19 protein-coding genes and 2 pseudogenes are annotated in these 12,933 nt (G+C 30.7%); 18 read left to right on the top strand and 3 right to left on the bottom strand.

The genetic code is table 11. From position 1 onward, the window contains the following. Nucleotides 1-12: 12 nt before the first annotated feature. Complete coding sequence (locus J2Z35_RS06180) at nucleotides 13-705, bottom strand: helix-turn-helix domain-containing protein (protein ID WP_209660510.1); 693 nt, start codon at nucleotides 703-705, stop codon at nucleotides 13-15. A gap of 191 nt (nucleotides 706-896) precedes the next feature. Between J2Z35_RS06180 and J2Z35_RS06175 the strand changes: the two genes are divergently transcribed. From J2Z35_RS06175 to J2Z35_RS06115, 13 genes and pseudogenes are all read left to right on the top strand, one after another. Then, nucleotides 897-1,091, top strand: coding sequence for a helix-turn-helix transcriptional regulator (locus tag J2Z35_RS06175; protein WP_209660509.1), 195 nt, complete (start codon nucleotides 897-899; stop codon nucleotides 1,089-1,091). Nucleotides 1,092-1,227: 136 nt separating this feature from the next. Next, nucleotides 1,228-1,410, top strand: a complete 183-nt coding sequence (locus J2Z35_RS06170; protein ID WP_209660508.1) for a hypothetical protein — start codon at nucleotides 1,228-1,230, stop codon at nucleotides 1,408-1,410. Between the two features lie 82 nt (nucleotides 1,411-1,492). Next, nucleotides 1,493-1,681 carry a hypothetical protein gene (locus J2Z35_RS06165; protein WP_209660550.1) on the top strand — a complete coding sequence of 63 codons (189 nt, stop codon included), beginning with the start codon at nucleotides 1,493-1,495 and terminating at the stop codon, nucleotides 1,679-1,681. A 107-nt stretch (nucleotides 1,682-1,788) separates the two neighbouring features. Beyond that, the gene (locus J2Z35_RS06160) at nucleotides 1,789-2,079 is read left to right on the top strand and encodes a hypothetical protein (protein WP_209660507.1); all 291 of its coding nucleotides are present in this window, start codon (nucleotides 1,789-1,791) and stop codon (nucleotides 2,077-2,079) included. 80 nt (nucleotides 2,080-2,159) lie between these two features. Next, complete coding sequence (locus tag J2Z35_RS06155) at nucleotides 2,160-2,345, top strand: helix-turn-helix domain-containing protein (protein WP_209660506.1); 186 nt, start codon at nucleotides 2,160-2,162, stop codon at nucleotides 2,343-2,345. A gap of 79 nt (nucleotides 2,346-2,424) precedes the next feature. Further along, entirely contained in the window at nucleotides 2,425-4,617 is a 2,193-nt protein-coding gene (locus J2Z35_RS06150; RefSeq protein WP_209660505.1) for a phage/plasmid primase, P4 family, read from the top strand. 161 nt (nucleotides 4,618-4,778) lie between these two features. After that, entirely contained in the window at nucleotides 4,779-5,033 is a 255-nt protein-coding gene (locus J2Z35_RS06145; RefSeq protein ID WP_209660504.1) for a hypothetical protein, read from the top strand. A gap of 458 nt (nucleotides 5,034-5,491) precedes the next feature. After that, nucleotides 5,492-6,226, top strand: coding sequence for a head maturation protease, ClpP-related (locus J2Z35_RS06140; RefSeq protein ID WP_209660503.1), 735 nt, complete (start codon nucleotides 5,492-5,494; stop codon nucleotides 6,224-6,226). An 84-nt stretch (nucleotides 6,227-6,310) separates the two neighbouring features. Beyond that, nucleotides 6,311-6,874 (top strand): hypothetical protein, encoded by a 564-nt coding sequence (locus J2Z35_RS06135; RefSeq protein WP_209660502.1) that lies wholly within the window; start codon nucleotides 6,311-6,313, stop codon nucleotides 6,872-6,874. A 1,245-nt stretch (nucleotides 6,875-8,119) separates the two neighbouring features. Next, complete coding sequence (locus J2Z35_RS06130) at nucleotides 8,120-8,551, top strand: hypothetical protein (RefSeq protein WP_209660501.1); 432 nt, start codon at nucleotides 8,120-8,122, stop codon at nucleotides 8,549-8,551. Beyond that, complete coding sequence (locus tag J2Z35_RS06125) at nucleotides 8,538-8,924, top strand: hypothetical protein (RefSeq protein WP_209660500.1); 387 nt, start codon at nucleotides 8,538-8,540, stop codon at nucleotides 8,922-8,924. Before J2Z35_RS06130 ends, J2Z35_RS06125 begins: the two co-directional genes overlap by 14 nt. Further along, nucleotides 8,924-9,337: a protein-export chaperone SecB gene (locus tag J2Z35_RS06120; protein WP_209660499.1), complete on the top strand. Its 414-nt coding sequence runs from the start codon at nucleotides 8,924-8,926 to the stop codon at nucleotides 9,335-9,337. Before J2Z35_RS06125 ends, J2Z35_RS06120 begins: the two co-directional genes overlap by 1 nt. A gap of 129 nt (nucleotides 9,338-9,466) precedes the next feature. Beyond that, nucleotides 9,467-9,577, top strand: a pseudogene (locus J2Z35_RS06115). A gap of 441 nt (nucleotides 9,578-10,018) precedes the next feature. On the opposite strand, the pseudogene J2Z35_RS14935 reads toward J2Z35_RS06115, so the two are convergent. Then, nucleotides 10,019-11,035, bottom strand: a pseudogene (locus J2Z35_RS14935) (recombinase family protein); the annotation flags it as partial. Between the two features lie 19 nt (nucleotides 11,036-11,054). Continuing rightward, nucleotides 11,055-11,720 (bottom strand): LexA family protein, encoded by a 666-nt coding sequence (locus J2Z35_RS06100; RefSeq protein WP_245330784.1) that lies wholly within the window; start codon nucleotides 11,718-11,720, stop codon nucleotides 11,055-11,057. Nucleotides 11,721-11,883: 163 nt separating this feature from the next. On the opposite strand from J2Z35_RS06100, the gene J2Z35_RS06095 reads away from it, so the two are divergent. Genes J2Z35_RS06095 through J2Z35_RS06075 form a run of 5 tightly spaced genes read left to right on the top strand, consistent with a single transcriptional unit; the run spans nucleotide 11,884 to nucleotide 12,924 of the window. Continuing rightward, nucleotides 11,884-12,108: a helix-turn-helix transcriptional regulator gene (locus tag J2Z35_RS06095; RefSeq protein WP_245330783.1), complete on the top strand. Its 225-nt coding sequence runs from the start codon at nucleotides 11,884-11,886 to the stop codon at nucleotides 12,106-12,108. A gap of 8 nt (nucleotides 12,109-12,116) precedes the next feature. After that, nucleotides 12,117-12,275: a hypothetical protein gene (locus J2Z35_RS06090; RefSeq protein ID WP_209660497.1), complete on the top strand. Its 159-nt coding sequence runs from the start codon at nucleotides 12,117-12,119 to the stop codon at nucleotides 12,273-12,275. Then, nucleotides 12,272-12,454, top strand: coding sequence for a hypothetical protein (locus J2Z35_RS06085; RefSeq protein ID WP_209660496.1), 183 nt, complete (start codon nucleotides 12,272-12,274; stop codon nucleotides 12,452-12,454). The genes J2Z35_RS06090 and J2Z35_RS06085 overlap by 4 nt, the downstream gene beginning before the upstream one ends. Before the next feature lie 16 nt (nucleotides 12,455-12,470). After that, entirely contained in the window at nucleotides 12,471-12,698 is a 228-nt protein-coding gene (locus J2Z35_RS06080; protein ID WP_209660549.1) for a hypothetical protein, read from the top strand. Beyond that, the gene (locus J2Z35_RS06075; RefSeq protein ID WP_330623400.1) at nucleotides 12,679-12,924 is read left to right on the top strand and encodes a phage antirepressor KilAC domain-containing protein; all 246 of its coding nucleotides are present in this window, start codon (nucleotides 12,679-12,681) and stop codon (nucleotides 12,922-12,924) included. Before J2Z35_RS06080 ends, J2Z35_RS06075 begins: the two co-directional genes overlap by 20 nt. Nucleotides 12,925-12,933: the final 9 nt, after the last annotated feature.

The raw sequence follows: 12,933 nt of genomic DNA, 5'->3' as shown, positions 1-12,933 counted from the left end.
AGAAAGTGTTAATTATAATTTAGATATAATCCATGTTGCATCATCGTCATCTATATCTGAAGCTTTAGCTTTTATTGCTTCTGATAATTTTTCCAATACCAAATAGTTATCGAAATTCTTTTCTGAATGATCCAATAGCCATTCATAATACGCAATACGATTTTTTATATAATCTGGATCATTAAGTTTGTTTGTTAAATCAACCTTTTTAACTTGAGGATCTCCCGACAAATCCACACTATTTACATTAATGCAAATTGACTCTTTAATTATAGAATTATCATTTTGCTCAATTCTTTCTTTTAAAGTTTCTAATGTGCTCGAAGTAGTTTTAATAAAAAGATCCATTAGAGTATCTAGATAATATTTGTCTTGTTTAATCAATTCGTTAGCAGAAAATTTCAAAGTATCTTTTGCAGTTGAGTGATTGTATATTTCCGCAAAGATATCATAAGTAAGATCTTTTATTAAATCTAAGTCATAGCTCTTTTTATACACGAAAACGGAGTTGTTTGTAGAGAGAAGATTTTCTTCATGAACCTCCAGAGCCTCAGAAATTTTTTTTAATACGTCCAAAGGAGGCTTTATTCTATCGGATTCATAGTTCCTTATAGTGATTTCAGTTCTATCAATACATTCTCCTAATTTTTTTTGGGTCATTTTTCTTAATTTACGATACTTCTTGATGTTTTCTCCTATCGACAAGATGATCCCTCCTTTTGAAATAGTAAATATTAATAACTAAATTATAGCATACCGAAAATAAAATCACAACTTTTGATATAAAAAGTATTGAAATTAATAAAAGAATATGTTATTGTTTAACCATAAATAAAAATAACGCTTTTTTATAAAACAGTAAACAAATATATCTAAAAAGAGAGGTGATATAGGAAATGAAAAGAAAAAATTTGAAAATAGCACGAATAAAAAAGGAAATGAGTCAAAAGGAGCTGGCAAAAAAAATAGGGGTAAGTACACAAGCAATATCTGATTTTGAAAGAGGAATTATAAACCCAAGTTATGAAACTATGAAAAAAATTTCAGAAGCCCTAGAGAGTTCAGTAGATGACATATTTTTTGAAAAATAATAAGTGAAGATTGTTGCATGAAATAAAATAACATTTATACGAAGTGTCAAAAGTGATTAATGGGATATAACTTTACAATCAAGTATGTTTTAAAATTCTATCTATCTACCTTTAAATAAAAAATGGAGGACCAATTATGATAGGTGATGTGTGGAACTATAACAAAAGTCGAATAGAAATTATGAGTGGAGAAAAGAGAATAATCATAAACTTCGAATCTGATGAGGAATATTACCACTGGATTAAAAATGGAATGGGATTTAACAGAGGTGTGGTATTTGACTATGAAAATAAGAAGATAATCAAGTTTCTCCAATAGGGAAGCTTAAAAGTTTATATTTATATCTAATAAAAAATCTTTATTTAGAAAAAAATAGTTATTTGAGAGGAGAGATTAGCAGATGAAAGAAAAGATTACAGTACCGGAAGCTGCAAAATTATTAGGGATGCCAGCAGAGTTTTTAAGAGCTGGATTAAGACACCAGAGATTGCCTTTTGGTTTTGCAGTTCAGCACCACCCTGAAAAGAGTAGCAGGTGGACCTATTATATCAACCCTAAAAAATTAAAAGAATATATAGAAGGGGAATAAAAAACTGACTATAAAAGAGTCTTGAATTTTTAATACTATAATTTTCAATATTTAAAAAAAAATTTTAAAATGAGTAAACTAATACGAAAGTAAAGGGGAATATAAAAGTGGATAAAAACGATATATTGGAAAAAGTAAGTTCATTAACAATGGATATTGAGAAAAGTAAGCTGTTACTAAGCGAATTGCTAATTGATTATAGCTCAGATGAAAGACTTAATCCTGCAGAGGCCTTTAAGTACGGAACAACGGTTCCAAATCCTTCAAAACCAAATGAAATAGGTGAAAAATCATTCTTTTGGATTTTAGATCATAAAAAAATAATGGATTTTATAAGCATTAGTTATGATTATATCTTAAAAGTAGAAGAAGAAATTAATTCAATTTTTGAAGAATAAGTCTTAAGTTAAGGTTTTTGAATTTGACTTAATATTGAATATGCTCATACTTTGAGTTTGATATAGAAAGGTGATGAGGTATGGAGAAATATTTACTTACAGTAAAAGAAGTTATTGAATATACAGGTATTGGACAAAATAGAATTTATGAACTAATAAAAAAAGGGGATATTAAGGCAGTTAAGGTGGGGAGATACAACCGAATCCATCGATTGGAACTAGAAAAGTTTTTGGATGAAGCAGTAAGAGAAGGCATACAATTATAAAAACATTATTTGAGGAGATAACTAATAATGATAGGAAAAAAGAATTTCTGGTATATGGGACCGAAATTAGGTGATGGATATGGGATTAATTAATGAAAAAATTCAGAGAGATGAAAAACTTAATAGTGCTTTATTTCTTGCTGAAGAAGGGTTTAAAGTATTTCCGTTAAGAAAAAATGATAAACAACCAGCTATTTCAAACTGGCAAAAATTAGCTACAGGGGAGCATTCAAAAATAAAAGAATGGTTCGAATCTAAAGATCTGAATATAGGAATACTTACAGGAGAAGGCTTAATAGTATTAGACTTAGATATTAAGAACGGAAAAGATGGGGCTAAGAGCTTAGAGAAATGGGAGAATATAAACGGGACTCTACCGGAAACGAGAGCATCAAAGACAGCGGGTGGAGGCCTACACTTATATTATAGGATATCTGAAGAAATACGAAATAGAGCTAATATATATGAGGGGGTAGATGTAAGAGGCGATGGTGGCTATGTAGTAGCTCCTGGGAGTGATATTAATGGTGCTCCATACGAATGGATTAATGAGTGCGATATTGCCCAAGCAGATGAAAAAGTCATAGCTTTTTTAAATAAGAAAAATGTAGGTTCTAAATTTGAACTGAGTGAACATATAGATGTGGGGGCCAGGAACGATACTCTTTACAGATATGCCTGTAGTCTTCAAGCAAAAGGATTTTCTGATGAAGCTATTATAGAAAAAGTGAAAATTGCCAATGATGAGAAATGCGAAGTATCTTTGTCGGATAGAGAAATTGATGTAATAGTTAATCAGGCTTTGAAATATGAAAAGGGATCTCCATTTAGAGGGATGAAAGAAATTTCCAACACATTATTAGAAAAGTTTAAAGATTTAAGACCTTATGAAAGATATAGTTTTAATGATAAAGGTAACGGAGAGTTGTTTGCGGATGTATACAAAGACGTAGCGAGATATAATTCTACTGACAAGGAATGGTATATATACGATGGCAAGATATGGAAAGAAGATAAAGGGAGTATGGTAGTGTCACAGCTGGCAAAAACTCTATATGATGCACTTATCATATATGCTGCAAACATAACCGATGATCAAATAAAAGAAATATACCTAAAGCATATATTGAAACTTGGGCAGATAAGATACAGGAAATCAATGATAGAGGATGCAAAAGATAGGTATTTTATGAAAGCAGAAGATTTCAATAAAAATCCATATCTATTGAATTGTCAAAATGGAACATTAAATCTTGAGACATTTGAGTTTAATGAGCATTCTCCAGATGATTTACTAAGTAAAATAACAAATGCAGAATATAGACCTGGGATTAGAAGTTTAGAATTTGAAAAATTTGTCGATGAAATACTCTTATCAGATAGAGAAAAAATTTTATATCTTCAAAAAATCTTAGGGTTATGTCTAACTGGAGACACAAGCAATGAGACAGCATACATTCTCTATGGGCCAAAAACTAGAAATGGAAAATCTACTTTATTGGAGACTATATCATATGTTTTAGGAGGTTCCGAAGGATACTCAATGACGATACAACCTGAAACTTTAGCGAAGAAAAAAAACCCAGATTCTAGGCAGGCATCAGGTGATATAGCTAGACTAAAAGGGTGTAGAATGGTTCAAATGCCTGAACCCCCTAAAAGAATGATTTTTGATACAGCTTTGTTTAAAAGTCTCATCGCTTCAGACACTATTACAGCCAGATTTTTACACAAATCTGAATTTGAATTCAAACCGGAGTTTAAGTTATTGATTGGGACTAATTATTTGCCAGTAATAGCAGATGAAACAGTTTTTTCAAGTGGGAGAATAAACATAATTACTTTTGATAGGCACTTTGAACCTCATGAACAGGACAGAAATTTAAAAATGAGATTAAGAAAATCAGAAAATGTAGCTGGAATATTAAATTGGTGCGTAGATGGGTTGAAAAAGTATAAAAAAGAAGGAATTTTCCCGCCCAAAAGTGTATTAGTTGCTACTGAAGAATATAGGAAGGAATCTGACAAAACTGGAAATTTTATAGCAGAATGTTTGATTTACGAAAAAGATAAAAACACTGCAGCTAAAGAAGTTTATAAGAAATATCAATTTTGGTGCTATGAAAATGGTTACGGGGCGGAAAATAAAACGAATTTTTTTGCAGAACTCCGAAGTAAAGGCATACTGGCACCAATAGGGACAGTTAACGGAAAAACAATAAAGAATGTGGTTAAGAACTATACAATAGATTCAGATGATTTCATAAAATAGCAAAATGTGATTAAAAAACTTAAAGTCTATAAGTATTGAAAAATAAGGATTTGTGCAAAATGTGAAAAGTATATGTAAAGTTTTAATATAGAGCATATATAAAAAGGACACATAACAAAGTAACATTTTGCACAAAGAAATTAACTAAGGGGTGAAAAAAAATGAAAAGAATAGAATTGAAAGATACTTCTGTAGAAAGTTTAAAGGAAAGAGAAAAAAAATTAGAAGAAAGAAAACTTTATTTTGTACACTTGTGTGAAAGTTATAGAGGCCTCTTCCCTAGGGTAGACCCTTTGTCTGATGAATTTGAAGCTGCTTTTTCTGGTCTGTTAGAGGCACAGAAAGAGTTAAATGCTGTGGCGGTAGAGTTAATCCAGATAAGAATGAAATTAAGCTCAACTATGCACAATGAATAATATGTGCCCCTGTTGGATAAGTATTTTGTGATTAAGGAAGGGAATAGTTGAAATAAGGCCACAACGAAGGGAAAATTTTCCGCGGTTACATAAGCAGAATATTTTGCCCATGTATTGAACCAGCAATATATTTTGCCCGTTGATTTAAAGGGGAGTCGGGAATATTTCCTAGTCATAGATATTCAGGAGTGAACTCAGTTCATCAAACAAGACACTAAATGACATGTGAAGGTATATTATAATTTTTGTATTACAAAGATAAGGTTTTTAAATCTAGTGGGTGAGTTATGTGGGGTTAGATTATAGGGTAACGGTTAGGCTACCCAAAGAGCTAATAGAAAGCTTAGGTAAAACCATTGTGGCTTTAAACAAGAGTAATAAAACCTCAAGTGTAACTATAAGCAGCTTCACCAGGGACGCGTTAAAGAATCAAATAAAAACACAGGGGGTTGAAGTACATGAAGCATTTAAAGACACAATTTAAAGTGTTTAGGAATGAGAGCAACAATGATATTACGGAAATGTATCTCCACGGGAGAATAGGAGATCCAGTATTTGATGGGGATAGTGAAACGATAACTGTAAAGGATGTTAGGGAAAAGCTGAATAACATAGACACCAAAGCTATAAGAGTACACATAAACAGCGGTGGTGGATGTTTATTCTCATCCATAGCCATAAGTAATTTATTGAAATCACATAGTGCAAGAATTGAAATGATAATAGACTCATTAGCAGGTAGCGGTGGCAGTATCATAGCCATGGCAGGGGATGAGATTAAAATGTATTCTAATTCAATGCTTATGATTCATTCCGCTAGTACCTTTACATTCGGTAACGCTAAGGACCATGAGAAGATGAGTAATGACTTAAAGCAGATGGATAAGAGCTTAAAAGAAAACTACAAAGAGAGATTCAAAGGGACGGACGAAGAGCTGATTAACTTAATAGAAAGTGAAACATGGTTAACCGCAGAAGAGGCCAAAGACTTAGGATTCTGTGACCAGATAATAACATCAAACAGTTGTACTGATGAGATAGACAATAGTTATGATGTGGCCACAATGAATAGCTCTGAAAGTAAAGTAGTAGCTAAGCTAATGCAGAAGTATAGCAATAGTTCAGGAGCTAATAACATATTGAATAATTTCAGTAAGAGCTGCAATAAAAATAAAAAGCTATTCACCAGATGAAGGGGAAATATTTCGCCATCGTCTAAAGGGTCCCTGAATATTTAGGAGACAACAAACTATAAACCATGTAAAGGAGTGTGTGATATGGAACTAACTACACAAGAGATTATAGATAAGAGGAAGAGCCTTAATAGTGAGATAGAGGATATAAGCAGTAAGATAATGGATAATATGAAAATACTTAATGAGGCAAAGGCAAACGGTGAGCCACTGGATGAAACTATACAAAGTGTTGTTGTGGAGTTAAGAGATAGGTTAGCAGCTAAGGAAAGAGAGCTTGAAGACTTCATTAAGGAGCATGGATATGTGCCTGACCTAGTAGAAATGCTAGAGGCTCAGATATTAAAAGCTAAGAGATATGAGGAAATGTATAGGCGATTAACTGGAGTATTGGATGATCTGAAAGCCGTTAATGATTCAGTAAAAGAGATTGAAAGTTTAGCAATGGGGTCTCATAGTCATCTAATAAGCCTTAAATCTTCTCTACACACTGATATATTTAACCTAGAGCAGTGGTTACTCGTCTTCCCTGAGTTCAACCCTGATATTTTAGCCCAAAAGCTTGAAAATGAGCTAAAAAAGAGGCTAGAAGAGGCAAAAATCATTGAAAATAAGCGAAAATTGAAGGAAAAGCTCTTAAATAGCTGATTTTTTTGGTAGTTACCTCCTAAATATGGACCTTTACACCTCATACATTCCACTTCATGAGGGTAAGGGTCCTTTAAAATTACTGTGGAGTTAGGGTCTATTTTGAGTGAGTACCCCCGGGCTAAAAAAATTCGATTTATTCCAGAAATCCCCGACCGGATGTTGCTAGCTTCAAAAGAATTTTTTATAACAATCTCATATGAGGGGGGGAATGCAAGGGGAAAGCTGCTAAAGAAATTAGTATGCTCAAAAAAAAATGACTAGTTAGATGAAAGTGAATAGATTAACTTAGAAATATATATATATAATACATCTAAGAAATATCGATAGTGAAAAAAAATTTTTGATATCATTACTGCGCTAAAAAAGGTTAACCTTAATAAGCCTTTTGATAGGTGTCAAAAAAAAACGAAAATTTTAATATGGAATTACATCATGTAGCGATGTCGCATCTCGCTTTTAAATAATTTTTTTGATGTTCCTCCTTCTGTAATAATTTGGAATTCTTTTTTATCACGAAGGATGGCAAACACGATATTGCAAACTTTATGCATAACGGCCCCTAAGACCACCATTTTAGGCTTGTTCTGGCATTTTAGAAGATAGTAACCTCGCAAGAACTGGATTCTTGGAAAAACCATCTTTGTTCTTGCTGATGATTATTAAGACCATAGTGTGAATGACCCTTCGTGCAAACCTAGAACCACATTTTGACATACTTACTAGATTTTAACAGATCTAAAAGTTTTAAATACCCATATTCTTTCAAATTCCAGTTTTTTGAAACTTGGGTCTTTTTCAATTTAAGATATCTAAGTCTTTTAATTTCAGCAAACATAAATATTCCTTTCAAAGGCAACCCTTCTGTCGGTAATCTACTGTACATATTCTAAGAAGATTCAAAGGATTTATGAGTATTTTTCTTCATTTTTATTTTACAGTTACAGAATTATAGAATCTAAATTTCTAAACGCTTAAAGTCATATATCATTATTTTAGAAACAGAGTAAACTGAAATAAAAATAATATATTTCTACATGATGTATCTTTTGGCTAAAAAATATTACTATATAACTACATATAGTGCTTTACCTTTGATTAATTTAATTTACATTTTTTTGAAAGTATTGACCAAAAAGAAAATTTACTATAAAATCAGGTATAAAAATCAATAAGTCAATAAGTTTATATTTATTATCAAAGGGTATAATCTTAATCAATAATATTTAGCTTGAGAGGCAAAACATGAAGCTACAAAATGGAGATGTATTTCTTAAAAAAGCGACTCAAAATAAGGAATGTGTGAAGTGGGCTGAAAATAAACAGTACTATGACTTGGCAGTAAGTCGGTATTACTATAGTGTTTATCAAACGGTTCTTTTTTTATTGGATAAGTTTGGAATTAGCGGTGATAATAATGAGAAAAAAACACATTATGATACTCACAATAAACTCATGAAACATGTAACTACTCAAAATTTACTCCAACATAATTATGCAGGCTTACAATCCTTAGCAAAAATACCATATCTAAAGAAGAAAAGAAATAACGGGGATTATTCAAGCATTTATATAGGGGAAAAAGCTTATAAAGATGATTTAAAGCATAAATATGAAGAGGTATTAGAAATCCTTGATTATTTAGTAGAGAGGGAAAAAAATCATGAAAAACAATGATTATTTAATTGAAAATTGTATTGAAAAAATAAAACATTCAAAGTTTGGAGATTTAATAGAAAATATTGGCTATGATTTTGATAGCGAACTGGACATATATTTTATATGGCATGATAGCGGATTTTTAGAAAGAAATGAAGAATTCAAGTCTTTTATAGGTAAGTTACTTTATGATATATTTTACATTAATGATATTTTTAACATATCTGTTAATTATGATTATGAAAAAGCAAGTATAGTTAAGGCTATATCTTACGACATCCAAAAAGAAGAGTCTATAGAAAGAGGAATCACCATTAAAAACTATTCCAAAGGAAATATAGATTCTTTGTATATCCATAGTTGTTATGAGTGGAGGGGACTAGTAGCATAATGAAATTAGATAAAAAACATGAAAGCTTTTTGACAATGGAAAATTTATTTTTTTCTGAGATTATTTTTAAAAATCCCAATCATACAGATTCTATGGATTTGGAAATTGACCTGGATGCGGATGTGAAGGTTGATCAAAGTTCTAATGTTATTACAAAAATAAAGCTGAATATAATAAGTGAAAAAGATGACGATTTCTTTATTTCTATAACGGCAGTTGGAAAATTCAAAATTTCTGAAGTTGATTTTGTGCCAAATGACGTCAAACAGAAAATTGTAAAGAACAATACTATAGCGATATTATTTCCTTATATTAGATCGCAAGTTACTTTGCTTACATCTCAACCTAATTTTAAATCTTTTGTTTTTCCAGTAGTAAATATAAATAGTATATTTGAGTCTGAAGATGATTGATTTTAAACTGTAAATATCCTTAAGTATTTTAATTAAGGATATTTTTATTTTTTTGAATTTGATTAGCTATAAAAAATTAGCCACTTTTTAGCCACCAAGCCAAAATTTATCAGGTAGAACTATAATAATGTATATGGCTAAAAGCTTTGGAAAATAGGCATTACAACAAAGTATAAAGAACTGCATAAAATTAAAAATCGAAACTGTGAGTCGGAGGTTCAAGTCCTCTTGGGTGCACCACCCGAAAACACGACTATCCTTGTCAATGTCGAAAAGTATTGCTATATCAATGTTTTCGGCATTAACAACTACACTTTCTATGAAAGTTTTCAGGGCTGTTTTTTGAGATTCTTTATTTTCAAAATTAAGAAGTATTTCCAGATATTCCTTAAACTGATCTAAAGAAGGATTTAATTCAAGCTCATTTCTAGAGATTCTATTTTGGATCTCTTTTTTCTTTGCTTCTAAATCAGTAAGTTTCTGTTTCATAGACTCGTGATACATCCCATTAGATACTGCCTCTACTATAGAATCTATTTGCTTTATAGTTTCTCTAAGTTCTTTATTTAATATGTCTTTTAATTTAGGAGTTTCGTTCTTATCTTTTAAGTATAGTTCCTCCACTTTACTTATCAGCAATTCTTTACGCTCATCTGTAAAATATTCTTTCAATGCATTAATAGCTAGATTTTCTATTTTGTTTTTTTCTATCCCTTTTGCACCGCATTTTTGTGAACATACATAGCTAGAGTATATATACTTACCTTTATGGCCACCTTTTCTAGTATTTCCATGCATAGCAGCTCCGCATTCACAAAACAATTTTCCAGTCAATAAATACTCCACTTTAGCTTTGTTTCTTGCTGATATACCCTTATGAGCTCTTTCTTTCATTTTCATTTGTGCCATCTCCCAAATATCCTTTTCAATAATAGCAGGTATAGCATTCTCTTTCTTAATTACATTTTTACTTTCCTTGTGAGTATTTCTCTTTCCATCAACTTTTAATCTTTTTCCATATACATAAGTCCCTATATATCTTTCATTTTTCAATATTTCATGAAGTGCTGTTTTCTTAAAATCTCTTTTTAATTTAGTCTTGTAACCTTTTTCTTTAAGGGCATCAATTATTTCTTGATATGTATGATTATTGACATACATATCAAATATAATCTTTACTGCTTCAGCTTCATACTCATTTATTACATATTTTTTATCAACAAAATCAAACCCCAGTGGTGGAGTACCTCCTGTGGTTAGATTCTGCTCTACATTTTCCATCATACCTTTCATTACTTCTCTAGACAGATTAAGACTAAAATACTCAGCCATTCCCTCATATAAGGACTCTAATAAAACAGATTCAGGAGAGCCATCTAATTTTTCTAGTACTGATATAACCCTAATTCCGTTTTGTTTCAACCTATGTTTATACATAACAGAATCAAATTTATTTCTAGCAAATCTTTCAAATTTATGAACTATAACAGCATCAAAAGTCTGCATATATGAGTCATTAATCATTTTTTGAAATTCTTTTCTATTGTCGCTTGTTCCAGTTAGTGCATAATCTTTATATTCATCTATTAAATAATAGTCATTATCCAAGCAATATTTTTTTATAGCTCTTAATTGAGCTTCAATAGACTCATCTCTTTGATTTTCGCTAGAAAATCTAGCGTATGCAACTACTTTCATTATAATCACCTTTTTATTATTAGAATTTTGCCCTAAGTTCTACAACTTTGCCTAGAATATATACAGGTAATTCGCTTATATCTTTATATTCATAAAATTTAGGTGGAAATACAGCTGGATTTGTAGCCATTAAAAGTATTCCATTTTCTTGTTTTATTATTTTTTTCACAGTAGCATCACATCCGTTTACTATAACTACTCCAATTTCTCCAGATTCTACATCACTTTGTTTTCTAACAATAACAACATCTCCCTCTGTAAATTTAGGCTCCATACTATTACCTTTTATTTTTAATGCAAAATACTCTCCCTTTCTAGCCATTTCTTGAGTAATTTCCTCATAATCTTCTATATCTTGAATTGCCTCCAATGGTACTCCAGCTGCTACTTTTCCTAGAACTGGAATTTTTACTCCTAATCTAGATAAAATACTTTTAGAAAAATCATCACTAGATCTGAATTGATCTTTTAAAATTTTTTTATTAGTCAATAAATAATCACTTGTAACTCCAAGCGCATCAGCTATATCTTTCAAAACGGAGCCCTTAGGTTCTCTAGTATTATTTATATATCTGCCAATAGTTACCTCTGTTACATTAATTAATTTTGCCAAATCTCTCTGAGTCATATTTTTTTCTTCTAATAATTTTGCAATTTTTTCTCCTATTGTAACCATTTGTTTCATGATTTCACCTCCAAGTTAATTTAATTATATTATAATTTACCATTCGTTCGGTAAAACTAACCAAAAATTTATACAAAGTTGATTTTATTTGTTGACAACTAACCAATCGTAATATATATTATAAATATAACAAATGGTTAGCACTGAACAAGGAGATGATAAATTGAATTTAAAAGAACTTAAAATCGAAAGGATAAGAAAAGAAATTACTCAAAAAGAAATGGCTAAAAAGATGAATATTAGCGAAGTAAGCTATAACAGGAAAGAACAGGGGAAAAGAAGTTTTTCGCTACAAGAAATAAAGAGCATAGCAGCAATTTTAGGCTTAGATTGCTTAAAAGTTAATGAAATTTTTTTCGACAACGAACTAACCAATTGTAATAGTTAGGAGGACTTATGGAAAGAACAATTATTACTATAGATAGAGAAACTTCTAAAGTATTAAATGTTAGAAAAGAAAAAACAGATAAAAAAGCAGATATAAATTTATTTTGTAAGTTCTTAGCAGATAGTTATATAAAACATTTACAAGAAATAAAGGAGGAAAAATCATGATAGGTGATGTGATGTATTACAACAAAAGTCGAATTGAAATCCTTAGCGGAGAAAAAAGAGTAATTATCAATTTTGAATCTGATGAAGAATACAGACACTGGTTGAATAACGGAATGGGCTTTAACAGAGGTGTGGTATTTGATTATGAAAACAGAAGGATAATCGAATTTTTAAAGTAAAAAGGAGGAAAAGGAATTGAATAATTTACAGGAAAAAGATACTTTTACGAGTTTAGAGTTAACGGAGCTAATCAATCAGTACAGAGAGCAGGAAGGTAACAGAAAAGAGTTACAGCATTATGATTTCTTGAAAATAGTCAGAGATGAATTTGAAGAAGAAATTAACCAAGGAAATATTTCCGTCGTTGATTATAAGGATAAAAAAGGCGAATCAAGACCAATGTATGTCAGCCTATGCACTTAATAATATACTACATTCTTTAAAAGTTCAGTATAAACAATCAGATCAATGGCTTTTATATTCTAAATATCACAGCAAAGGATATACTCACTCAGAAACTATTCCAATAATAAAAAGTAATGGAATTAATGATACAAAAATTCATACTAAATGGACTCAAAAAGGAAGGTTATTTCTTTATGATTTATTAAAAGAAAATGGATTTTTGCCAATTATTGAGCAATCTTAGGAGGTATTT

Origin of the sequence: Acetoanaerobium pronyense (genome assembly GCF_017874355.1) — a bacterium.
Taxonomy (GTDB): domain Bacteria; phylum Bacillota; class Clostridia; order Peptostreptococcales; family Filifactoraceae; genus Acetoanaerobium; species Acetoanaerobium pronyense.
The sequence above is the reverse complement of the archived record's forward strand: the minus strand, read 5'-3'. Positions and strand labels throughout refer to the sequence as shown.